We start from the raw sequence: 23,033 nt of genomic DNA on the forward strand, positions 1-23,033 counted from the left end.
AATGCGAATATTTGTCTACGGCAGTTTACGAACCAAACAAGGCAACAGCCACTGGATGACCAATGCCCTGTTGCTGGGAAATTTCAGTATCGATAACTACCAGTTGTACAGCCTGGGCCACTATCCAGGCGCCGTTCCGGGAAATGGAACAGTACACGGGGAAGTTTATCGTATTGATAACGCCACGCTGGCAGAGCTTGACGCTCTGCGTACCCGTGGCGGTGAATACGCACGCCAGTTAATTCAAACGCCGTACGGAAGTGCATGGATGTACGTGTACCAACGTCCGGTTGATGGCTTAACGCTGATTGAAAGCGGTAACTGGTTAGACAGAGACCAGTACTAACATATACCTGATGGATTTCGAGTTGCATCAAGGCGGCGAAGCAGAGAATTCCCAGGAGCGTACATCAGTACGTGACTGGGGTGAGCGAGGACAAACTGGCACAGCCAGTTTGAACAGCGCTTACGCTGGCCCCGAAGGGGCGAGGCCAAAGGCCGAGTAAAGCCAACGCAGAGGCAGTTTGAAAGACGACAGGTATAACACGCCACCCTCGGGTGGCGTTGTTTTATACGATGGTCGCTGTAATCCTGGGCTATCAGGAAGCATTTCTCTTTTTTTTCATCACATAAAAATACCTGTTCAATAAAGCGTTAATTAATATAATTTATTATTTTACTCAAAACATCACCGTGGATTATTGTAAGGCAATATGATCACGTTAGCAGAAATAATTTTATTTTAGTTGCACTCTCATTCTGTAAAAATAATTATCCAGGTAAGGATAGTAATGGAATGAGTAATATTGTTTATCTCAAGCTCATTGGTGAACAACAAGGCGATATTTCTGATGGATGTGGCACAACTGATTCAGTTGGTAATCGGTGGCAACAGAATCATGTGAATGAAATATTTGTTTTTTCTCTGGTTGCAGGAGTAGCGAGTACAGGTAAAGGTACGAATCTAAAGAACTTAACATTCAGTAAGCAAATAGATAAAAGCTCACCACTATTAATGAATGCGATTAATAACAATGAAAACCTGTTTCTTGAGTTTTGGTTTTATCACATAAATAGATATGGTCAATGGGAGAAGTATTATTATATTCAGCTCAGAGGTGCATCGATATCAAGTATTCAGATGAGGGTTATAAAAGACCAGATAGATACAGAAATAATATCAGTAAATTATGATTATATCCTTTGTAAGCACCTGATAAGCAATACCGAGTGTAGCTATCTGGCTTTACCTGCAGACTACAATAAGCTTTTTGTTCCGATTCCGAAACCCCAGACTCAAACTCTTAACAGTGCAGGTGTGGGCCGATTGCTGGCGGCTGGAGGGATTTATAACGGTAACATCGAAGGGTTCAGGGACACTGCAGAAAAACTGGGTGGTGATGCCGTCAAAGGCTACGATCAGATTCTTAATGAGAAAACGGTCGGCGTCGCCATTACGGCTGCCTCTATTGCCGCTGGTTATGGGCTTGGGAGGATGGAGTTAAGTTCGACGATAAGAAGTCTTGAAAAGCTGGGGCGGATTGAAACCAAGAGCATATCATTAGGGCGTAGTAACACCACTGAAAATTTATATCGTCGGACTAGCAATACTGAAGTGTTTTCAGATCTAAAAGTGCCTATGCAGATGCGCTATGTTGAACAGGCTGCACGTGAAGGTGGGATAGGCTTGGGGGGAGTTAAAGTGAGAATTATCAGGGATTCTGACCTGAAAGGTAAGAATATCTATGGTTATACTCACCCTAGTGGTGATATTGATTTGTACCCGGATGCTTTTGCGGATATTGAGCAATTAATAAAAACGTTAGGACATGAAAGAACACATACTATGCAAATCTATCTCTTTAAGCATCCAAATACATATGCTGATGATGCAATCAAGATGAATAAAGAATTGATATTGAATGAAAAAGCCGCCCATAGTATTGAAGATAGCTTTTGGCAATTTTACCTGAATAATAAGACCGGAAAGCTAGAGGAGTACAAATAGATGAACTCTTTGACCTATCTTGAATGGATGAAGCACTTACCAAAAGATGATGGTAGTTACAGTTCATGTGAATGCCCAGCATGTGGTAAAAAAGGACTTTCTTATCAATACTTTGGTTTCGATAATGGTGATATTGGCTGGAAGGTTATTTGGTGCGAAACCTGTAAATCTGGAGTGAAAATTTCGAGAACCAAAATACCTGAAGGGGCTAGTAGGTTAATAGATTTTCAAGAACAAGAACGTTTCTTTGAAACGAAGCCTGAACTGAAACTAATTGTTTAGATTGATCTCAATAAAAGCCCCTCATAAAGTGAGGGGCTTCAATAAGTTATGCTGATCTTAGAAAGCCAACTTACTTCTTCGCGCGCTCGAAGGAAGCAACGATTTCAGCTTTAGCAGCTTCAGCGTTGTCCCAACCGTCAACTTTTACCCATTTGCCAGCTTCGAGGTCTTTGTAGTGCTCGAAGAAGTGGGTGATCTGCGCTTTCAGCAGTTCCGGCAGGTCGGTCACATCATTGATGTGATCGTATTCTTTGCTCAGCTTGGTGTGCGGTACCGCAACCAGTTTCGCATCTTCACCGGATTCGTCGGTCATTTTCAGTACGCCAACCGGGCGGCAACGAATCACTGAACCTGGTTCCAGCGGGTACGGAGTCGGGACCAGAACGTCTACCGGGTCACCGTCCAGAGACAGGGTGTGGTTGATGTAACCGTAGTTGCACGGATAGAACATCGCGGTGGACATGAAGCGGTCAACGAACAGGGCGCCGCTCTCTTTGTCAACTTCGTATTTGATCGGATCTGCGTTAGCAGGGATCTCGATAACAACGTAGATATCTTCCGGCAGGTCTTTACCGGCAGGGACGTTGAGTAAGCTCATGTCTGTTTCCTTTAAATAAGCTATGGCAAACAAGTGGCGGGTATTATAGCCAACTCGCGCGGAATGTCTCCGCTTGTTTTCGCTTTCTCTGCGTGCATTTTCTTCTTTTCGCCTCTCTCTCGTGACAGAAAAATCCATATCTTCAGCCGCATTTTTCATAGCGAGATGAAAGCGATTACAAAGTTGTGATTAACGTTTTATTTACTTTTTTGAAGTGTGATGTAACGCAATCCGTTACATGCTCAATTGTCTATAGTTTTTTCGCAACGGTTAATTAACCAACAATAATCACCCTACGAGGACGCACTTATGTGGAAGCGCTTACTTTTAGTCACAGCAGTTTCGGCAGCCATGTCGTCTATGGCAATGGCAGCCCCTTTAACCGTAGGATTTTCGCAGGTTGGCTCTGAATCCGGCTGGCGCGCAGCAGAAACCAACGTCGCGAAAAGCGAGGCCGAAAAGCGGGGAATTACGCTGAAAATCGCTGATGGCCAACAAAAGCAGGAAAACCAGATTAAAGCAGTTCGCTCATTTGTTGCGCAGGGCGTCGACGCCATCTTTATTGCGCCGGTCGTGGCAACAGGTTGGGAGCCGGTTTTAAAAGAAGCGAAAGATGCCGACATTCCGGTCTTTTTGCTTGATCGTTCCATCGATGTAAAAGACAAATCTCTCTATATGACCACCGTCACCGCCGACAACGTGCTGGAAGGCAAATTGATCGGCGACTGGCTGATTAAACAAGTGGACGGCAAGCCGTGTAACGTCGTTGAGCTGCAAGGGACCGTCGGGGCCAGCGTGGCGATCGATCGTAAAAAAGGCTTTGCTGAAGCCATCGCCAGTGCGCCAAACATCAAAATTATCCGTTCTCAGTCCGGTGACTTCACCCGCAGTAAAGGGAAAGAAGTGATGGAGAGCTTTATCAAAGCAGAAAACAACGGCAAGAACATCTGCATGGTTTACGCCCACAACGATGACATGGTGATCGGTGCTATCCAGGCGATCAAAGAAGCGGGTCTGAAACCCGGCAAAGATATTCTCACCGGTTCTATCGACGGCGTACCGGATATCTACAAAGCGATGATTGACGGTGAAGCCAACGCCAGTGTCGAACTGACGCCGAATATGGCGGGGCCGGCATTCGACGCGCTGGAGAAATTCAAAAAAGACGGCACGATGCCTGAGAAGCTGACCATTACCAAGTCGATCCTCTATCTGCCGGATACGGCGAAAGAAGAGTTAGAGAAGAAGAAAAACATGGGCTACTAAGCCTTCATGAAAATGCCGGGGGGGCTGCGCTTGCCCGGCCTACATTACGCTCTTTTGTAGGCCGGATAAGCGTAGCGCCATCCGGCGTGATGCAGGAGGAATCATGACCACCGACCAACATCAGGAAATCCTCCGCACCGAAGGATTAAGCAAATTCTTTCCCGGCGTCAAAGCGTTGGATAACGTGGATTTCAGCTTGCGTCGCGGTGAAATTATGGCGCTGCTGGGGGAAAACGGAGCCGGCAAATCGACGCTCATCAAAGCGCTGACCGGCGTTTACCATGCCGATCGCGGCACTATCTGGCTCGAAGGCCAACCGATCTCCCCCAAAAACACCGCCCATGCCCAGCAACTGGGGATTGGCACCGTGTACCAGGAAGTGAACCTGCTGCCCAATATGTCGGTTGCCGATAACTTATTTATTGGTCGTGAGCCGCGGCGTTTTGGCCTGCTTCAGCGCAAGCAGATGGAAAAACGCGCGACGGAGCTGATGGCGTCATACGGTTTTTCCCTTGACGTGCGTGAGCCGCTGAACCGCTTTTCCGTGGCGATGCAACAAATCGTCGCCATCTGTCGGGCGATCGATCTCTCCGCGAAAGTGCTGATCCTCGATGAGCCGACCGCCAGCCTCGATACCCAGGAAGTTGAAATGCTGTTCGGCCTGATGCGTCATCTGCGCGATCGGGGCGTCAGCCTGATCTTCGTCACTCATTTCCTCGATCAGGTTTATCAGGTCAGCGATCGCATCACCGTTCTACGTAACGGCGGCTTCGTTGGCTGCCGTGAAACCCGGGAATTACCGCAAATTGAACTGGTCAAAATGATGCTGGGTCGCGAACTGGATACCCATGCGCTACAGCGTGCGGGACGCACATTGCTTAGCGATAAGCCGGTGGCGGCCTTTAGCGACTTTGGCAAAAAAGGTACCATCGCGCCGTTTGATCTACAGGTGCGTCCCGGTGAGATCGTCGGTCTCGCAGGGCTGCTGGGATCCGGGCGAACGGAAACGGCAGAGGTGATCTTCGGTATTAAACCCGCCGACAGCGGAAGAGCGCTGATCAAAGGCAAACCGCAGACCTTGCGATCGCCGCATCAGGCTTCGTGTCTGGGGATCGGTTTCTGTCCGGAGGATCGCAAAACGGATGGCATTATTGCCGCCGCTTCGGTGCGGGAAAACATCATTCTGGCATTGCAGGCGCAGCGCGGCTGGCTGCGGCCTATCCCACGGAAAGAACAAAACGAGATTGCCGAGCGTTTTATCCGCCAGCTCGGAATTCGCACCCCCAACGCTGAACAGCCGATCGAGTTTCTCTCCGGCGGCAATCAGCAAAAAGTATTGCTCTCGCGCTGGTTACTGACCAAACCGCAGTTCCTGATCCTCGATGAACCCACGCGTGGGATCGACGTCGGCGCGCATGCGGAGATTATCCGACTGATCGAAACGCTGTGCGCGGATGGTCTGGCGCTGCTGGTCATCTCATCCGAACTGGAAGAGTTAGTGGGCTATGCCGATCGGGTCATTATTATGCGCGATCGCAAACAAGTGGCCGAGATCCCACTGGCTGAACTGTCCGTACCGGCGATCATGAACGCCATTGCGGCCTAAGGAGACTATGGTGATGCCTCAATCCCTCCCTCAATCCAATCCGCCTAAACGGCGGTTCCGTTGGCCAAAGGGGATGCCACAACTGGTGGCGCTACTGCTGGTGCTGCTGGTGGATAGCCTGGTCGCCCCGCACTTCTACCAGGTGATTTTGCAGGATGGTCGGCTGTTTGGTAGCCCGATTGATATTCTCAACCGCGCCGCTCCCGTGGCGCTGTTGGCGATTGGTATGACGCTGGTGATTGCCACCGGCGGCATCGACCTTTCCGTGGGTGCCGTCATGGCTATTGCTGGCGCCACTACTGCGGCGATGACGGTGGCCGGGCACAGTCTACCGGTGGTGCTGCTTGCCGCCTTAGGCTCCGGCATTCTGGCTGGGCTGTGGAATGGGATTCTGGTGGCCATACTCAAGATCCAACCGTTTGTCGCCACGCTAATCCTGATGGTGGCCGGGCGTGGAGTGGCGCAGCTTATCACTTCCGGGCAAATCGTCACTTTCAACTCGCCCGAGCTGTCGTGGTTTGGTAGCGGCTCGCTCTTACTGTTCCCTACGCCGGTAATTATTGCACTGCTCACGCTGGTGGTGTTCTGGCTGCTGACGCGGAAAACGGCGCTGGGTATGTTTATCGAAGCGGTGGGTATCAACATTCGTGCGGCAAAAAACGCTGGGGTGAACACCCGCATTATCGTGATGCTCACCTATGTGCTGAGCGGCCTGTGCGCGGCTATCGCTGGCATTATCGTCACGGCGGATATTCGTGGGGCAGATGCCAATAACGCCGGATTATGGCTGGAACTGGATGCCATCCTGGCGGTAGTCATCGGTGGTGGCTCGCTAATGGGCGGGCGCTTTAACCTGCTGCTGTCGGTGGTAGGCGCGTTGATTATTCAGGGCATGAACACCGGGATTTTGCTGTCGGGCTTCCAGCCGGAACTGAATCAGGTGGTCAAAGCCGTGGTGGTGTTGTGTGTGCTGGTCGTGCAATCACAACGCTTTATCAGCCTGATAAAAGGAGTGCGTGGTCATGATAAAACGTAATTTACCGCTGATGATCACCCTCGGCGTGTTTGTGCTGGGCTACCTTTACTGCCTGACGCAGTTTCCAGCTTTTGCTTCCACCCGGGTGATTTGCAATATCCTGACCGATAACGCTTTTTTAGGGATTATCGCCGTGGGCATGACCTTCGTGATCCTCTCTGGCGGGATCGACCTTTCCGTTGGCTCGGTGATCGCGTTTACCGGCGTATTTTTGGCGAAGGCCATTGGCTATTGGGGTATTTCCCCGCTGCTGGCGTTCCCCCTGATTTTGCTGATGGGCTGCGCGTTTGGCGCATTTATGGGGTTACTGATTGATGCGCTGAAGATCCCGGCATTTATTATCACTCTGGCGGGAATGTTCTTCCTGCGCGGCGTCAGCTATCTGGTCTCTGAAGAGTCGATCCCAATTAACCATCCGATTTATGACACGCTCTCCAGTCTGGCATGGAAAATTCCTGGCGGCGGTCGCCTGAGCGCGATGGGGTTGTTAATGCTGGGCGTGGTGGTGATTGGCATCTTCCTTGCGCACCGTACGCGCTTTGGTAATCAGGTTTACGCCATTGGCGGCAACGCCACCTCTGCTAACCTGATGGGCATTTCTACTCGCAGCACAACGATCCGCATTTATATGCTGTCTACCGGGCTGGCGACGCTTGCCGGCATTGTGTTTTCCATTTACACCCAGGCGGGTTATGCGCTGGCGGGCGTTGGCGTTGAGCTGGATGCGATTGCCTCAGTGGTGATTGGCGGAACGCTGCTAAGCGGCGGCGTGGGAACGGTGTTGGGTACGTTATTTGGCGTGGCGATCCAAGGGCTGATCCAGACCTACATTAATTTTGATGGCACATTAAGTTCCTGGTGGACGAAGATCGCGATTGGCATTTTATTGTTTATTTTTATAGCGTTACAACGCGGCCTGACGGTGCTTTGGGAAAATCGTCAAAGCTCGCCGGTTACCCGAGTGGGTACGGCGGCAACACCAAAGTAACATCCTGATTTTGCACAAAACATTTAAATACCTAAACTTTTTCCGGTTGTAGTCGATAGGTTCTGTACAGGTCTGTTTTAACCCTACAACCGGAAATATAACGATGCCAAAATCCCTTTCAATTCGATCAAGTTTGTTGGTGTTATTGTCTTTGCTGACTTTCCTTCTGTTACTGACCGGTGGTATGGGGCTATATGCCTCGACGCGTGTCATTACCTCATTGATTTATCACGGTATTATGAGCGCTGCGATGTTGGCTGCTATCGCATTGCTGGCGGTTATTTGGTTTATGCTGCGAAATAAGTTTCTCAAACCGCTGGATAATATGGTTGAGCAACTGGAACGTCTGGCGACGGGGGATTTATCACCGGTTACCACGCTGTCGGCCAGCGCTGAATTCAACCGCCTGAACGCGGCAATGGATGACATGCGCCATGCGCTGGGCGACTCGGTACAACGCGTACGCGATGCCAGTTCGCAAATTGATATTGGCAGTCGTGAACTGACGGCCGGGAACCAGCATCTGGCGCAACGCACTGAATCGACAGCTACTTCACTGGAGCAGACCGCCGCCAGCATGGAAGAACTCACGGCGACGGTGAAACAGAATGCGCAGAACGCGGAACAGGCTCACCAACTGGCAAAATCGGTGTCGGATACCGCCGATCGCGGTAGTGAAATGGTGTGCTATGTGATCGAGAAAATGCGCGATATTTCCGGCAGCTCCAGCCGAATCGCCGACATCCTCAGCGTAATCGACGGTATTGCTTTCCAGACCAATATCCTGGCGCTCAACGCTTCCGTTGAAGCGGCGCGCGCCGGTGAGCAGGGGCGGGGCTTTGCGGTTGTTGCAGGTGAAGTACGTAATCTGGCCAGCCGCAGCGCCGAGGCGGCCAAAGAGATCCGCACGTTAATCAGTGATTCACACACCCACGTAGGGGAAGGTAGTGAGCTGGCGCAGCAGGCGGGCGAAACCATGGATGAGATTGCCAATGAAGTCATGCGCATGACCAAACTGATGCGTGAAATTGCCAGTGCGTCCCAGGAACAGAGTCGCGGCATAGAGCAGGTGAATATTGCGGTGATTCAGATGGATGAAACGGCGCAGCAAAATGCGGCGCTGGTACAGCAGTCGTCAGCGGCTACCCGCTCGCTGGAAGAACAGTCTTCAGCGCTAATCGAAGCAATGGCCGTATTTAAGCTACAGACAGCGTAACTGTGCGTAGGCCGGATAAAGGCGTTTACGCCGCCATCCGGCAATATCACCGTATTGTGCCGGATGGCACTTCGCTTATCCGGCCTGCAACGTGCTGTAGGCCGGATGTTGCGCTTACGCGTCCGGGAACTCGCGGATAAAGCGTTCTACATCTTCAACCATATGGTCGTTACCCACGAAGAAGGAGCGGCGCTGGTGCAGGCTTTCCGGGATGATATCCAGAATACGATTTTTACCGTCGCTCGCCTTGCCGCCCGCTTGCTCGGCCAGCAGGGCCATTGGGTTGCATTCATACAGCAGACGCAGTTTCCCTTCCGGGTGGCTGGCGGTGCTTGGGTACAGGTAGATCCCGCCTTTCAGCAGATTGCGATGGAAGTCCGCAACCAGAGAGCCAATGTAGCGCGAGGTGTACGGGCGCTGGGTTGACTTATCTTCTTCCTGGCAGAATTTAATGTACTTCTTCACGCCGTTCGGGAATTTGATGTAGTTACCTTCGTTAATGGAGTACGTGCTGCCTTTCGCCGGGAAGCGCATACGTTCCTGGCTGAGGCAGAATACGCCCAGAGAAGGATCGTAGGTGAAGGCGTGCACGCCACAGCCGGTGGTGTACACCAGCATGGTGGAAGAACCATAAACCACGTAACCTGCAGCAACCTGCTTGTTGCCCGGTTGCAGGAAATCCTCTTCCGTGACCGGAGTACCGACTGGGGTTACGCGGCGGTAAATAGAGAAAATCGTACCGACAGAGACGTTAACATCGATGTTGGATGAGCCATCCAGCGGATCCATTAGCACAACGTATTTAGCGTGTTCACAGCCTTCAAAGACGACGATTTCATCTTCTTCTTCCGAGGCAATGCCCGCCACAATGTCGCGCGCCTTCAGTGCAGCTTTCAGTTTTTCGTTCGCGAACAGATCGAGTTTTTGCTGAACCTCTCCCTGCACGTTCTCAGCACCGCTGGCACCCAGGATATCGACCAGACCGGCCTTGTTGATATCGCGGTGGATGATCTTGGCGCCCAGCTTTATTGCCGACAACAAAGCAGTGAGTTCACCGGTAGCATGAGAAAACTCGTGCTGCTTTTCGACAATAAATTCACCTAACGTTTTCATAACACTTTCCCTGCAATTTATGTGGAGTAAAGCGACCGCAACAATATTAACAAATATTTCCATTGTTGCGCTTAGGTGAATCGCGCCAGCAAACTGCGGAATATCCTGAAATGCGTTTCTCACTTGCCGGACATGTGCGTAAAATGGCCCCCAGATTAAAAAAGGATAGTGACGTATGCGCATTCATATTTTGGGAATTTGTGGCACTTTCATGGGCGGTCTGGCGATGCTGGCGCGCTCGCTCGGTCATGAAGTAACCGGTTCGGACGCCAATGTGTATCCGCCGATGAGTACCTTACTTGAGAAGCAAGGCATTGATCTGATTCAGGGTTACGATGCCAGCCAGCTCGACCCGCAGCCGGACTTAGTGATCATCGGCAATGCCATGACCCGTGGTAATCCGTGCGTGGAAGCGGTTCTCGAGAAGAACATTCCGTACATGTCTGGCCCGCAGTGGCTGCATGACTTTGTATTGCGCGACCGCTGGGTACTGGCGGTTGCGGGTACGCACGGCAAAACCACCACCGCCGGAATGGCGACCTGGATCCTCGAAGCCTGCGGCTATAAGCCTGGCTTTGTGATCGGCGGCGTACCGGGTAACTTCGAGGTTTCTGCGCGTCTGGGCGAAAGCGACTTCTTCGTGATTGAAGCGGATGAGTACGACTGCGCGTTCTTCGACAAGCGTTCTAAATTCGTGCATTACTGCCCGCGTACGCTGATCCTCAACAACCTTGAGTTCGATCACGCGGACATCTTTGACGATTTGAAAGCGATCCAGAAACAGTTCCACCATCTGGTGCGTATCGTGCCGGGCCAGGGACGCATCATCTACCCGGAAAACGACATCAATCTGAAACAAACGATGACGATGGGCTGCTGGAGCGAACAAGAACTGGTGGGCGAACAAGGTCACTGGCAGGCGAAAAAACTGACCACCGATGCTTCTGAGTGGGAAGTATGGCTGGACGGTGAAAAAGTCGGTGAAGTGAAGTGGGGCCTGGTGGGCGAGCACAATATGCATAACGGTCTGATGGCGATTGCGGCCGCGCGCCATGTGGGCGTCGTGCCTGCAGATGCAGCTAATGCGCTCGGTTCATTCATTAACGCCCGTCGTCGTCTCGAGCTGCGCGGTGAAGCCAATGGCGTGACGGTGTATGACGATTTTGCCCATCACCCGACGGCCATTCTGGCAACGCTTGCGGCGTTGCGCGGTAAAGTGGGCGGTACGGCGCGCATCATCGCAGTGCTGGAGCCTCGCTCGAACACCATGAAAATGGGCCTGTGCAAAGACGATCTGGCGCCGTCGTTAGGCCGTGCGGACGAAGTGTTCCTGCTGCAACCTCCGCATATTCCGTGGCAGGTAGCCGAAGTCGCTGAAGCCTGCGTTCAGCCGGCACACTGGAGTGGCGATGTGGATGCCCTGGCAGATATGGTGGTGAAAACCGCGCAGCCAGGCGATCACATTCTGGTGATGAGCAACGGCGGATTTGGTGGTATTCATCAAAAACTGCTGGATGGCCTGGCGAAGAAAGCTCAGGCAGAAGCGGAAGAGTAAAAAAATGCCCGGTGGCGCTACGCTTACCGGGCCTACAACGTGTTAACGGATTGTAGGCCGGATAAGGTGATTGCACCGCCATCCGGCACTTTCGGCAGACGAAGAGGTTAGGCCTCGTTTTCCGCCAGTTCACGCAGATACTGGAAGATCTGGCGGGAAGATTTTGGCGGCTTGTTGCCCGCTTTTTCTTTCCTGGCGTTACGTACCAGCGAACGCAGTTGCTGGCGGTCGGCGTCAGGCCACAGACTCATCACTTCTTCGATGGCTTCATCGCTACCGTCAACCATACGGTCACGCAGTTGCTCCAGCTTATGGAAGACAACGACCTGCTGGTTGTGGCGATTTTTCAGCTTGTCCAGCGCCTGACGGATAGGATCAACATCGCGCTGGCGCAACATTTTGCCAATCAACTGCAGCTGGCGGCGGCGTCCTTCCATCTTAATACGCTGGGCCAGCTCAATGGCGGCACGTAAATCCGCATCAAGCGGGATCTTATCCAGCGCGTTTTTCCCCAGATCAACCAGTTCCGCACCCAGGCGTTTTAACTCCTCGGCATCGCGTTTAATTTCACTTTTACTGACCCAGATAATTTCATCGTCTTCGTCTTCGATGTCATCACCGGGAACGTCGTCGAGCCAGTCTTCGGGCTGCTTTGTCATTTCAGGCTCCTTAAAAAAAGAGGCTAATGTTACCAGTTAAGATGCGCACTGAAAAACGGTTCTCTGTTAGACTTCAGAGAAACTCTCTCTACATTATGGCATTTGCGATGAAAGTAATCTCACAAGTTGAAGCGCAGCGTAAGATTCTGGAAGAAGCAGTCTCGACGGCACTGGAATTAGCGTCAGGTAAGTCGGATGGCGCGGAAGTCGCTGTGAGCAAGACCACGGGTATTAGCGTCAGCACCCGTTATGGTGAAGTGGAGAACGTCGAATTCAATAGCGATGGTGCACTGGGGATTACGGTTTATCACCAGAACCGTAAGGGCAGCGCATCGTCCACCGATTTAAGCCCGCAGGCGATTGCACGCACCGTGCAGGCTGCGCTGGACATTGCACGTTACACTTCGCCGGATCCGTGCGCAGGCGTGGCAGATAAAGAACTGCTGGCCTTTGATGCGCCCGATCTGGACCTGTTCCACCCGGCGGAAGTTTCCCCTGATGAAGCCATCGAACTGGCCGCTCGTGCTGAACAGGCGGCGCTGCAGGCTGATAAGCGTATCACCAATACCGAAGGCGGCAGCTTTAACAGCCACTATAGCATCAAAGTGTTTGGTAACAGCCACGGCATGCTGCAGGGCTACTGCTCCACGCGTCATTCCCTTTCCAGCTGTGTGATCGCGGAAGAAAATGGCGATATGGAACGCGATTACGCCTACACCATTGGTCGGGCGATGGGCGATCTGCAAACGCCGGAGTGGGTAGGGGCTGACTGTGCTCGCCGCACCTTATCTCGCTTGTCTCCGCGTAAGCTGTCCACCATGAAAGCGCCGGTGATTTTCGCCAACGAAGTGGCGACCGGACTGTTCGGACACCTGGTCGGCGCGATCGCCGGCGGTTCGGTGTACCGCAAATCCACCTTCCTGCTGGATTCGCTGGGCAAACAAATTCTGCCGGAATGGCTGACTATTGAAGAACATCCGCACCTGCTGAAAGGGCTGGCGTCTTCACCGTTCGACAGCGAAGGGGTACGGACCGAACGCCGCGACATTATTAAAGACGGCGTGCTGACTCAATGGCTGTTGACTAACTATTCCGCACGTAAGCTGGGGCTGAAGAGCACTGGGCATGCGGGCGGGATCCACAACTGGCGAATTCCGGGACAGGGTCTAAGCTTCGAGCAGTTGCTCAAAGAGATGGGCACAGGTCTTGTGGTTACCGAGCTGATGGGACAGGGCGTAAGCGGCATTACCGGCGATTACTCGCGCGGCGCGGCGGGCTTCTGGGTCGAAAACGGCGAAATTCAGTATCCGGTGAGTGAAATTACCATCGCCGGTAACTTAAAAGAGATGTGGCGCAATATTGTGACCGTGGGGAACGATATTGAAACGCGCAGTAATATCCAATGTGGTTCGGTATTGTTACCGGAGATGAAAATCGCCGGGCAGTAATACTCGTTAAGGCGTTAATTTTTAATAATAAAAAAGGAAGTGAGCAATGCGTAAACACCTGTTAGCGATCGTCGCGGCTTCAACGCTGGTTCTTGGTTCTTCTGCGTTTGCAGCCGATCTCGAAGATGACATGGGGATCCTCAACGACAACCTGAAAATTGTCGAAAAAACGGATAATGCGACTGAACTGAAAGATGCGTTAACCAAAATGCGTGCAGCCGCGCTGGACGCTCAAAAAGGAACGCCACCGAAGCTGGAAAGCAAATCCCCGGACAGCCCGGAGATGAAGGATTTCCGCCACGGTTTTGACAAGTTGATCGGTCAGATTGACGGCGCGCTGAAGCTGGCGAACGAAGGTAAAGTTAAAGAGGCGAAAGCCGTTGCGGAAGAGCTGAAAACCACGCGCAACGAAAACCACAAGAAGTTCCGCTAATCTGCGCTACCCGGCCTGCATACCCGTAGGCCGGATAAAATCCCCCGCTACTACACGCCCCATAAGTAAACGCTATCCCCATCACATTTTTTCATTTTTATCGTCCATTCATTGTTCGCACTTCCTTCCATTTTGCGGCCCACTCTTGCGATCTCAATCACATTCTTCCGGTGATAAATCGTGGTTCCAGCCCTTTTTGCGGCACAGATCACTATCGCTGCACACCTTTCCACTTCGAAGTGGAAAACAACTCGCTACAAACTTATAACCTCCGTCGCTAATTTACCCTCAGAGACATTAACGGGGTAAGACGAGTGAATAACGGAGCTGTAATGAATGACATGGGGGAATCGGTGGAACTGGCCGACCGCATGCTGGCGCAGGTGTATGCCTTGCTGCGTGAACGCAACATTATTCCCAACGCCGTACAGGAACAGATGCTGACGTCGCATGTTCGCGCCATGGCGCACCGCTCGGTAACGGGTGAACCCTTACCAGAAGTCGATGCCAGCTTGTTTGATGAAATATCTGCCGAGTCAATGGCGCTTGCCCGCGACGTGGTCGCCGAGTTTGGCAATCTTCCTGAGGAAGAGGCCTGGCTGCTGTCGGTGCACTTTGAAGTCGCGAAAGACAACCTTTAAGGAGAAAAAGATGGAACAGATTACCGTAGTGATTGGCGATCGTCTGGGTAAAGGCCAGAAAGTGGCGGCAGGCGTAGAGAAAGCGGGTGGCCGTGCCGTTGTGGTGCCGGGCGTTGCAGCAGATATGAAGCTGGGTGACGTGATGAAGGCGGAAAACGCCACCTTTGGTATCTCGTTTTGCGGCAGCGGTGGTGCGGGTGCGATTACTGCGCAGACCAAATACGGCTACAAGGCGAAATACGGCATGCGTTCGGTCGATGAAGGGGTAACCGCCATCAACGAAGGGTGCAACGTACTGGGATTCGGATTTATGGACAAAGAAGAGCTCGGCGAGCGCCTGGTGCAGGCCTGGCAAAAGAAACACGGCGCTTAAGCATGAAAGAGCAATTCACCACCACGGTGAGAGTCACGGGTAAGGGCGAGACCAAAGCTCGCGCCTTTGCCGATGCCCTGAACCACGTTCAGGCTGCGGTGATGAAAGCGTCACCGCATATCTTACTGCGTATTGAGCCACAGGATGTGCAGGTTGTTCAAGCGCGTGAATCGGTGCGTAAAGAGGCATTTTTATTCCTCTTTTTGCGCCGGGAAAGACGCACTTTCAGCGTGGAGCTGGACGTGACCGTCAACGTGACTGCCATCAATCTCGACAAGGTGGATTTCGTTACGCAACGCTGATTTTCTATTAAAAGGCATAATTATGTTCCTGATAATATTAATAAAATCGCTCATCATCGGCGCGTTGGTTGGCGTTGGTGTCGGCGCTGGGGCTGCACGCATGTTTCATGCGCCTACCACTCAAGGGATGGGCGCGTTTCGTACTCTTGGAGAACTGAATTCCTGCGAAGGGGATCCGGCTTCTCACTTCTCGTTCGGTCTGGGCTTCTTCTTTAACGCCTGGGCTTCCTCCGTTGCGGCGGGGGCGTTCACTCAGGACGTCGACCATCGCATCATCCCCAACTGGGGCGCCGCCGCTCTGATGATTAAAAATCGCAACGTCGGTGAAACGCTGCACGATCCTAAGCGCATGGCAATTGCCTGCGGCGTTATCGGGATGATCGTGGTGACCTTCCTGAACCTCACTGCGCCATCCGTACCGGAAGCGCTGCAGGTTACCGCCGTCAAGGTGCTGGTGCCCGCGGCTAACCTGCTGGTTAACACCGTGATGCCGGTGATCTTCTGGCTGGCGGCGATCGACGCCGGTAAGAAATCCGGCTTCTGGGCCACCGTTTTTGGCGGCGCGGCGCAGCTGATCATGGGCAACGCCGTTCCGGGGCTGGTGCTCGGTATTCTGATCGGCAAAGGTGTTGAAGAAAGCGGCTGGAACCACGTCACGAAAGTGATGATGGTAGCTATCGTCGCGCTGTTTGTCCTGAGCGGCTTCTTCCGCGGTTTCGATATGAAGATGATCGAATCCTTCCATCTGACCGTGCCTAACTGGCTCGAACTTATCCACAACTCGCTCAGCGGCAAATAACGGAGGTCATCATGGAACAGAATAAAGGTTTTTGGTTCGCTGACTGGTCGTTCCCGATCTTCGTGGGCCTGCTCTCATCCGGCGTATTTGCCGGAACGCACATGTACTACCTGTACGGTATTGGCGCATTTAACGAAGTGGCTTTTGTGGCGATGCTGAAGGCGGGAATGGATACCGGCTCCTACGGGGCGGTGGCGGCATTTGGCGCAAGTTTCCTGTTTGCCCGCATCATTGAAGGTTCGCTGGTGGGTATTCTGGATATCGGCGGGGCGATTCAGACCGGGGTTGGGTTAGGTGTTCCGGCGCTGCTGCTGGGCGCGGGCATTATCTTCCCGGTCGCCAACTTTGCCGCCTCGCTGGTCACTGGTCTGGTGATTGGTCTGGCGATTGGCTACATCATCATTCTGGCGCGTAAGTTCACCATCAACCAGAGCGATTCAACCTACGGTGCGGACGTCATGATGGGGGCCGGTAACGCCTCCGGCCGCTTCCTCGGACCGTTGATTATCCTCAGCGCGATGACGGCTTCTATTCCTATCGGAATCGGTTCTCTGGCGGGGGCGCTGCTGTTTTATCTGTGGCAAAAACCGATTACCGGCGGGGCGATTCTTGGGGCAATGATCCTCGGGTCCATCTTCCCGATTGCCATTAGCTAACTGTTGATTTGCAGGCCGGATAAGGCGGTTACGCCGCCATCCGGCATAGGAGAGAGCGATGTTTGATTTACTCCTGCGCCGTGCGCGCCTCGTTGACGATACGGTGAGCGATATTGCGCTCAAAGACGGCAAGATCGCGGCGTTGGGCGACGTTGATGGCCCGGCGCTGAAAACCATTGAGCTGGGCGGCGAGTGCTACGTCAGCGCAGGCTGGATTGACTCCCACGTTCATTGCTACCCGAAATCCCCGATTTACCACGACCAGCCGGATAGCGTCGGTATTGCGACCGGCGTCACTACCGTGGTGGATGCGGGCAGTACCGGGGCGGATGACATCGACGATTTTTACACCCTGACCCGGGAAGCTGCCACCGAGGTGTATGCGTTGCTGAATATCTCCCGCGTTGGGCTTATCGCCCAGAACGAGCTGGCCAACATGGCCAATATTGACGCTGATGCGGTGCGAGAGGCGGTGAAACGCCACCCTGATTTTATCGTCGGTCTGAAGGCACGTATGAGTAGCAGCGTGGTCGGCGAAAACGGCATCACCCCGCTGGATCGTGCCAAAGCGATGCAAAAAGAGAACGGCGACCTGCCGCTGATGGTGCACATCGGCAACAACCCGCCGGACCTGGATGAGATCGCCGAGCGCCTGAGCGCGGGTGACATCATTACCCACTGCTACAACGGTAAGCCGAACCGCATTCTGACGCCGCAAGGCGAGCTGCGGGCGTCAGTGACGCGGGCGATTTCACGCGGCGTGCGTCTGGACGTTGGGCATGGCACCGCCAGCCTGAGCTTTGCGGTGGCAAAACGCGCTATTGAACTGGGGATTTTGCCACACACCATCAGTTCCGATATTTACTGTCGCAACCGTATCAGCGGCCCGGTCCATTCTCTGGCGAATGTGATGTCGAAATTTCTCGCCATTGGGATGTCGCTTCCGCAGGTCATTGAGTGCGTTACCGCCAATGCTGCCGACGGCCTGCGCCTGAAACAGAAGGGGCGACTGCAGGTCGGTCTGGATGCTGATTTAACCCTCTTTACGCTTAAGCGCCAGCCAACCGTGCTGGTAGATGCAGAAAACGACAGCCTGCAGGCTGAACAACTGCTGGTGCCGCTTGCCGCAATACGTGCGGGCAAGGGCTATATGACCGAACAAGGGAGCGCGGAACATGCCTTCGATTTTTGAGAAATACGATTTAAAACAGGTGATTAATACCTCCGGCCGCATGACGGCGCTTGGCGTTTCCACGCCGCGACCAGAAGTGGTTGAAGCCGCGATGGCCGGGATGAATCAATACTTTGAGATGAAAGACCTGGTGAATAAAACCGGCGACTACATCGCGAAATTGCTGGAAGTGGAAGGGGCAACCGTTGTCTCTTGCGCCTCGGCGGGGATCGCCCTGTCGGTGGCTGGCGTATTGGTTAAAGACAGCGACTGGCTGCTGGAGAACCTGCACGTCACGCCCATCGAGAACAACGAAATCGTGCTGCCCAGAGGCCACAACGTCAACTTTGGCGCTCCGGTGGGTACCATGGTGGCGCTTGGCGGCGGTAAGTTAGTGGAGGCTGGTTATGCCAACGAATGTTCCGCGGCGCAACTGGCTGCGGCCATTACACCGCGTACGGCGGCCATTCTGTATATCAAATCTCACCACTGCGTCCAGAAAAGTATGCTCAGCGTGGAGCAGGCTGCGGTGGTGGCGCGTACGCATAATCTGCCGCTGATCGTGGACGCGGCGGCGGAAGAAGATTTGCAATGCTACTACCGGGTTGGCGCAGATCTGGTTATTTATAGCGGCGCGAAGGCGATTGAAGGACCAACCAGCGGTCTGGTGATAGGTAAAACCCAGTACGTTGAGTGGGTGAAACGCCAGACGGCGGGAATTGGCCGGGCGATGAAGGTGGGGAAAGAGGGAATTCTTGGCCTAACCTGCGCCATCGAACTGTATCTGAACGCGCAGAAAGAGAGTGGCGCGGAGATGGTCGAGAAAATGACGCCGTTCATTAATGTGTTGAACCAGCTTAACGGCGTGAGCGCCCGCGTGGTGTGGGATAGCGCAGGGCGCGACATCGCACGCACGGAAATTAAGTTTGATGAAGCGGTAACCGGGATCGCCACGGGCGAACTGGTTGAAGCCCTGAAACAAGGCGAGTACGCGATTTACTTCCGTGGTTACAAAGCCAACGAAGGCATTATCGAAGCTGATGTGCGCAGCGTCGATCGTGCGCAGCTGGAGATTGTGGCCCGTCGAATTGGTGAAGTGATTTCGCAGGAGAAAAACGCATGAAACTGACCCCTAACTTTTATCGCGACCGCGTCTGCCTGAACGTGCTGGCAGGCTCCAAAGAAAATGCACGGGATATTTACGCGGCGGCGGAAGGACACGTGTTGGTTGGTGTGTTGTCAAAAAATTACCCGGATGTCGCAAGCGCAGTAGCGGATATGCGTGAATACGCAGCGCTTATCGACAATGCGCTCTCCGTGGGATTGGGGGCAGGCGATCCTAACCAGTCGGCGATGGTCAGTGAAATTTCCCGTCAGGTACAGCCGCAGCATGTTAATCAGGTCTTTACCGGCGTGGCCACCAGTCGCGCGCTGCTGGGCCAGCAGGAGACAGTGGTCAACGGTCTGGTCTCGCCAACCGGCATGCCGGGCAGGGTGAAAATCTCCACCGGTCCGCTGAGCAGCCAGACGCCGGACGGTATTGTGCCGGTAGAAACCGCGATTGCACTGCTCAAAGACATGGGCGGTAGCTCGATTAAATACTTCCCGATGGGCGGCCTGAAATGCCGTGAAGAGTACATTGCCGTAGCGCAGGCCTGCGCCCGTCATGACTTCTGGCTGGAGCCAACTGGCGGTATCGATCTGGATAATTTCACTGAAATCCTGCAGATTGCCCTCGATGCCGGAGTGAGTAAAATCATTCCTCACATCTATAGTTCGATTATTGATAAGGTGAGTGGTAACACTCGTCCGGATGACGTACGCCAACTGATGGCGATGACCCGGGCCTGCGTAGGCTAACTGACTGATGAGGAAACTGACGTGCGATTTCCCAACCAACGTTTAGCACAGCTGTTTGACATGTTGCAAAACGAAGCGCTTCCACAGGACGAGCTGGCGCAGCGGTTGTCGGTTTCCACACGCACCGTACGGGCGGATATCACCGCGCTAAACGCGCTGCTCACCCAGTACGGCGCACAGTTTGTCCTCAGCCGGGGTAACGGTTATCAGCTCAAAATTGACGACCCGGCAAGTTATAACACCCTGCAAACGCAGCAGCCCAACGCGTTGCTTCGCATCCCTCGAACCAGCCAGGAACGGATACACTGGCTGGTGGTGCGTTTTCTGACGTCGGCTTTCTCGCTAAAGCTGGAAGATTTGGCTGATGAATGGTTTATCAGCCGCGCGACGCTGCAAAACGATATGGCTGAGGTGCGCGAGCATCTGCAACGTTATCATCTGACGCTGGAAACGCGTCCCCGTCACGGCATGAAGCTGTTCGGCAGCGAAATGGCGATTCGCGCCTGTTTGACCGATTTGCTGTGGACGCTGGCACAGCAGGATCCGCAGCACCCATTAGTGATGCAGGAGGCGCTTAATGCCGGGATCCCTGAGCAGCTACAGCCCGTTTTACAGGATATTTTCGCTCGTTTTCATATTCGTCTGACCGATGAGGGCGAGCTGTTTTTACGCTTGTACTGCGCGGTGGCGGTACGGCGGATTAGCGAAGGGTATCCACTCCCGGATTTTGCCGCAGAAGAGGCCGATCAATCGGTGTGCCTGGCCACGCGGGAAATCGCGGCGGTATTGCACCGCCTGGCAGACAAACCGCTTTCCGTTTCCGAAGAAAACTGGCTACAGGTGCATATTGCTGCTCGCCAGGTACAAGAGATTGCGCCCAGTGCTATCAATGCGGATGATGACGAAGCGTTGGTCAATTACATCCTGCGTTTTATCAACACCCAGTACAACTACAACCTGTTGAATGACAAACAGTTACATGCTGACCTGCTGACGCATATTAAGACGATGATCACCCGCGTGCGTTACCAGATAATGATCCCCAATCCGCTGCTGGAAAATATTAAACAGCACTACCCCATGGCGTGGGACATGACGCTGGCCGCCGTCTCGGGATGGGGAAAATATACGCCGTACACCATCAGTGAAAATGAGATCGGCTTCCTCGTGCTGCATATTGGCGTCGGGCTGGAGCGTAGTTACAACATCGGTTACCAGAGACAGCCGAAGGTTCTGCTGGTATGTGATGCCGGAAATGCGATGGCGCGGATGATTGAAGCGGTGCTGGCGCGTAAGTATCCGCAGATAGAGATCGTCGATACCGTCACGCTGCGTGACTACGAACAGCGGGAAAGCATCAGCGAAGATTTTGTCATCTCTACCGCGCGGATCGGTGAAAAAGATAAGCCTGTAGCGATGATTGCGCCGTTCCCGACCGATTATCAACTGGAACAAATTGGCAAACTGGTGCTGGTGGACAGAACCCGCCCGTGGATGTTGAACAAATTCTTCGATGCCGCCCATTTTCGTGTAATTGACGAGCCAATGGATCAACAAACGTTGTTCAAAACCTTATGCCGTCAGTTGCAGGATGAAGGTTTTGTCGACGCGGAGTTTCTTGATTCGGTGGTTGAGCGTGAAGCTATCGTCAGCACCATGCTGGGTGACAGCATTGCCTTGCCGCACGCCCTCGGTCTGCTGGCCAAGAAAACGGTGGTTTACACTATCCTCGCCCCGCAGGGCATTGCCTGGGGTGATGAAACCGCGCACGTGATCTTCCTGCTCGCCATCAGTAAAAGCGAGTACGAAGAAGCGATGGCCATTTACGATATTTTCGTCACCTTCCTGCGCGAGCGCGCCATGACGCGGCTCTGCGCATGCCGGAATTTCACCGAGTTCAAAACGGTCGCCATGGAGTGTGTCAGTCGTTTTTGAGAGGCGTTATCCAGAATTCGATGTAATGCGTATGTAATGCTAAACTGCATTACACATTCGATTCTACTGGAGGCATAATGGCCACGCTGAACGTCCGTCTGGATGACAAACTCAAAAATGAGGCTTATGCCGTGCTGGAAAAACTGAACATTACTCCAACGGAAGCTGTGCGATTACTGTTTCAGTACGTCGCGGAAACGGGGCGCATGCCAGTGAAAACCGTCACCGTTAGCGACAGCGAAGATACACTGATTCAGACAGTCCGGGAGAGGCTGGCCAGCCCGCAAAAAGGAATCAAGGTTAGTCTGGATGACTTATGAACTGGAATTCGACCCGAGAGCCTTAAAAGAGTGGCATAAACTGGGTGATACGGTGAAGTCTCAGTTTAAGAAGAAGTTGGCCGACGTGTTGTTGAACCCCAGAATTGACTCTGCCCGTTTAAACGGTCTTCCAGACTGCTATTAAATTAAGCTTAAATCGTCCGGCTATCGTCTGGTGTACCAGGTTCGGGATGAGGTTGTGACCGTGTTTGTTGTCGCGGTCGGCAAGCGAGAACATTCGGCCGTTTATCTCGATGCAAACAAACGGCTTTAGCGATCAACGCAAATGATGTACAACCTGGTTGCTGCTGCCGCGCCAGATTAGCGCCGGGTCTTTAAGATCCTGCACGTATTTGCCATCGACCAGTACGTTGATGAGATCGACCACCTGCATTTGCGCGGCGTTGAGTTCATCGAGCTTGTAGCCGGTCCACACCCAGATATCTTTGCCGGGGCACTCAGCGCGAACGCGCTGCACTAGTTGCAGGATTTCCGGCACGTTTTGCGGATGTAGCGGATCGCCACCGGAGAGCGAGATCCCCTGACGCTTGATTCGCGTATCGTTCAGATCGGCAATGATCTTGTCTTCCATCTCTTTGGTAAATGGCTTGCCGGAATTGAGCCGCCAGGTGCTTTTGTTATAGCAACCGGGACATTCATGCACGCACCCGGACACAAACAGCGTGCAGCGGGTGCCGGGGCCGTTAACGATGTCGACGGGATAGTATTGGTGAAAGTTCATAGCTTGTAACCATGCCGGGTGGCGCT

At 53.1% G+C, this 23,033-nt stretch carries 25 protein-coding genes and 1 pseudogene; 22 read left to right on the forward strand and 4 right to left on the reverse strand.

Going from position 1 to position 23,033, the window contains the following annotated elements; genetic code table 11:
• Position 1: 1 nt before the first annotated feature.
• From E6P06_RS06520 to E6P06_RS06530, 3 genes are all read left to right on the forward strand, one after another.
• Entirely contained in the window at positions 2–346 is a 345-nt protein-coding gene (locus E6P06_RS06520) for a gamma-glutamylcyclotransferase (protein ID WP_003025723.1), read from the forward strand.
• A 450-nt stretch (positions 347–796) separates the two neighbouring features.
• Positions 797–2,008 carry a type VI secretion system tube protein TssD gene (tssD, locus tag E6P06_RS06525; RefSeq protein ID WP_119173895.1) on the forward strand — a complete coding sequence of 404 codons (1,212 nt, stop codon included), beginning with the start codon at positions 797–799 and terminating at the stop codon, positions 2,006–2,008.
• Entirely contained in the window at positions 2,009–2,290 is a 282-nt protein-coding gene (locus tag E6P06_RS06530) for a hypothetical protein (protein WP_003839553.1), read from the forward strand. It abuts the gene before it with no gap.
• Positions 2,291–2,360: 70 nt separating this feature from the next.
• On the opposite strand, the gene ppa is transcribed toward E6P06_RS06530, so the two are convergent.
• Complete coding sequence (gene ppa, locus E6P06_RS06535; protein WP_115454861.1) at positions 2,361–2,888, reverse strand: inorganic diphosphatase; 528 nt, start codon at positions 2,886–2,888, stop codon at positions 2,361–2,363.
• A 309-nt stretch (positions 2,889–3,197) separates the two neighbouring features.
• Here ppa and ytfQ point away from each other — a divergent pair, with 309 nt between their 5' ends.
• The 5 genes from ytfQ to E6P06_RS06560 all read left to right on the forward strand — a co-directional run bounded on the left by ytfQ (position 3,198) and on the right by E6P06_RS06560 (position 9,000).
• Positions 3,198–4,154, forward strand: coding sequence for a galactofuranose ABC transporter substrate-binding protein YtfQ (gene ytfQ, locus E6P06_RS06540; protein ID WP_003025728.1), 957 nt, complete (start codon positions 3,198–3,200; stop codon positions 4,152–4,154).
• 103 nt (positions 4,155–4,257) lie between these two features.
• On the forward strand, positions 4,258–5,760 hold the full coding sequence (gene ytfR, locus E6P06_RS06545; protein WP_003839558.1) for a galactofuranose ABC transporter, ATP-binding protein YtfR: 1,503 nt from the start codon (positions 4,258–4,260) through the stop codon (positions 5,758–5,760).
• A 13-nt stretch (positions 5,761–5,773) separates the two neighbouring features.
• Positions 5,774–6,796, forward strand: coding sequence for a galactofuranose ABC transporter, ATP-binding protein YtfT (gene ytfT / locus E6P06_RS06550; protein WP_008323019.1), 1,023 nt, complete (start codon positions 5,774–5,776; stop codon positions 6,794–6,796).
• Positions 6,783–7,784: a galactofuranose ABC transporter, permease protein YjfF gene (gene yjfF / locus E6P06_RS06555; protein WP_003025736.1), complete on the forward strand. Its 1,002-nt coding sequence runs from the start codon at positions 6,783–6,785 to the stop codon at positions 7,782–7,784. The genes ytfT and yjfF overlap by 14 nt, the downstream gene beginning before the upstream one ends.
• Before the next feature lie 103 nt (positions 7,785–7,887).
• Positions 7,888–9,000 carry a methyl-accepting chemotaxis protein gene (locus E6P06_RS06560; RefSeq protein WP_003839560.1) on the forward strand — a complete coding sequence of 371 codons (1,113 nt, stop codon included), beginning with the start codon at positions 7,888–7,890 and terminating at the stop codon, positions 8,998–9,000.
• A gap of 114 nt (positions 9,001–9,114) precedes the next feature.
• On the opposite strand, the gene fbp is transcribed toward E6P06_RS06560, so the two are convergent.
• A complete protein-coding gene (fbp, locus tag E6P06_RS06565) occupies positions 9,115–10,113 on the reverse strand; it encodes a class 1 fructose-bisphosphatase (protein WP_003025742.1) in 999 nt (332 codons plus the stop codon).
• 175 nt (positions 10,114–10,288) lie between these two features.
• On the opposite strand from fbp, the gene mpl reads away from it, so the two are divergent.
• On the forward strand, positions 10,289–11,668 hold the full coding sequence (mpl, locus tag E6P06_RS06570) for a UDP-N-acetylmuramate:L-alanyl-gamma-D-glutamyl-meso-diaminopimelate ligase (RefSeq protein WP_061547574.1): 1,380 nt from the start codon (positions 10,289–10,291) through the stop codon (positions 11,666–11,668).
• Between the two features lie 107 nt (positions 11,669–11,775).
• Here the strand turns inward: mpl and yjgA are convergent, their stop codons facing one another.
• On the reverse strand, positions 11,776–12,327 hold the full coding sequence (gene yjgA, locus E6P06_RS06575; protein WP_003839565.1) for a ribosome biogenesis factor YjgA: 552 nt from the start codon (positions 12,325–12,327) through the stop codon (positions 11,776–11,778).
• Between the two features lie 95 nt (positions 12,328–12,422).
• Here yjgA and pmbA point away from each other — a divergent pair, with 95 nt between their 5' ends.
• The 13 genes and pseudogenes from pmbA to E6P06_RS06640 all read left to right on the forward strand — a co-directional run bounded on the left by pmbA (position 12,423) and on the right by E6P06_RS06640 (position 22,539).
• Positions 12,423–13,775 (forward strand): metalloprotease PmbA, encoded by a 1,353-nt coding sequence (gene pmbA, locus E6P06_RS06580; protein ID WP_139935052.1) that lies wholly within the window; start codon positions 12,423–12,425, stop codon positions 13,773–13,775.
• 46 nt (positions 13,776–13,821) lie between these two features.
• A complete protein-coding gene (cybC, locus tag E6P06_RS06585) occupies positions 13,822–14,208 on the forward strand; it encodes a cytochrome b562 (protein WP_139935053.1) in 387 nt (128 codons plus the stop codon).
• Between the two features lie 332 nt (positions 14,209–14,540).
• Positions 14,541–14,849 carry a glycine dehydrogenase gene (locus E6P06_RS06590; RefSeq protein ID WP_003025758.1) on the forward strand — a complete coding sequence of 103 codons (309 nt, stop codon included), beginning with the start codon at positions 14,541–14,543 and terminating at the stop codon, positions 14,847–14,849.
• 10 nt (positions 14,850–14,859) lie between these two features.
• Positions 14,860–15,222 (forward strand): SFCGS family glycine-rich protein, encoded by a 363-nt coding sequence (locus E6P06_RS06595; RefSeq protein WP_003830384.1) that lies wholly within the window; start codon positions 14,860–14,862, stop codon positions 15,220–15,222.
• Positions 15,223–15,224: 2 nt separating this feature from the next.
• The gene (locus E6P06_RS06600; RefSeq protein ID WP_003025762.1) at positions 15,225–15,524 is read left to right on the forward strand and encodes a DUF4312 family protein; all 300 of its coding nucleotides are present in this window, start codon (positions 15,225–15,227) and stop codon (positions 15,522–15,524) included.
• A 22-nt stretch (positions 15,525–15,546) separates the two neighbouring features.
• On the forward strand, positions 15,547–16,323 hold the full coding sequence (locus E6P06_RS06605) for a DUF4311 domain-containing protein (RefSeq protein ID WP_139935054.1): 777 nt from the start codon (positions 15,547–15,549) through the stop codon (positions 16,321–16,323).
• An 11-nt stretch (positions 16,324–16,334) separates the two neighbouring features.
• Complete coding sequence (locus tag E6P06_RS06610) at positions 16,335–16,979, forward strand: DUF4310 family protein (protein ID WP_003830379.1); 645 nt, start codon at positions 16,335–16,337, stop codon at positions 16,977–16,979.
• 58 nt (positions 16,980–17,037) lie between these two features.
• Positions 17,038–18,171 (forward strand): amidohydrolase/deacetylase family metallohydrolase, encoded by a 1,134-nt coding sequence (locus tag E6P06_RS06615; protein ID WP_016149471.1) that lies wholly within the window; start codon positions 17,038–17,040, stop codon positions 18,169–18,171.
• Entirely contained in the window at positions 18,155–19,273 is a 1,119-nt protein-coding gene (locus E6P06_RS06620; protein WP_048234082.1) for a DgaE family pyridoxal phosphate-dependent ammonia lyase, read from the forward strand. Before E6P06_RS06615 ends, E6P06_RS06620 begins: the two co-directional genes overlap by 17 nt.
• Positions 19,270–20,010: a KDGP aldolase family protein gene (locus E6P06_RS06625; protein WP_048216922.1), complete on the forward strand. Its 741-nt coding sequence runs from the start codon at positions 19,270–19,272 to the stop codon at positions 20,008–20,010. The genes E6P06_RS06620 and E6P06_RS06625 overlap by 4 nt, the downstream gene beginning before the upstream one ends.
• A 21-nt stretch (positions 20,011–20,031) precedes the next feature.
• Positions 20,032–21,945 (forward strand): BglG family transcription antiterminator, encoded by a 1,914-nt coding sequence (locus E6P06_RS06630; protein ID WP_003839574.1) that lies wholly within the window; start codon positions 20,032–20,034, stop codon positions 21,943–21,945.
• A 77-nt stretch (positions 21,946–22,022) separates the two neighbouring features.
• Positions 22,023–22,265, forward strand: a complete 243-nt coding sequence (locus E6P06_RS06635) for a type II toxin-antitoxin system RelB/DinJ family antitoxin (protein WP_003839576.1) — start codon at positions 22,023–22,025, stop codon at positions 22,263–22,265.
• A pseudogene (locus E6P06_RS06640) lies at positions 22,255–22,539 on the forward strand (type II toxin-antitoxin system RelE/ParE family toxin). The gene E6P06_RS06635 and the pseudogene E6P06_RS06640 overlap by 11 nt, the downstream one beginning before the upstream one ends.
• Before the next feature lie 3 nt (positions 22,540–22,542).
• Here the strand turns inward: E6P06_RS06640 and nrdG are convergent.
• Complete coding sequence (gene nrdG / locus E6P06_RS06645; RefSeq protein ID WP_032937736.1) at positions 22,543–23,007, reverse strand: anaerobic ribonucleoside-triphosphate reductase-activating protein; 465 nt, start codon at positions 23,005–23,007, stop codon at positions 22,543–22,545.
• Between the last annotated feature and the right edge of the window lie 26 nt (positions 23,008–23,033).

This window comes from Citrobacter sp. CF971 (assembly GCF_006385635.1).
Lineage (GTDB): Bacteria > Pseudomonadota > Gammaproteobacteria > Enterobacterales > Enterobacteriaceae > Citrobacter > Citrobacter freundii.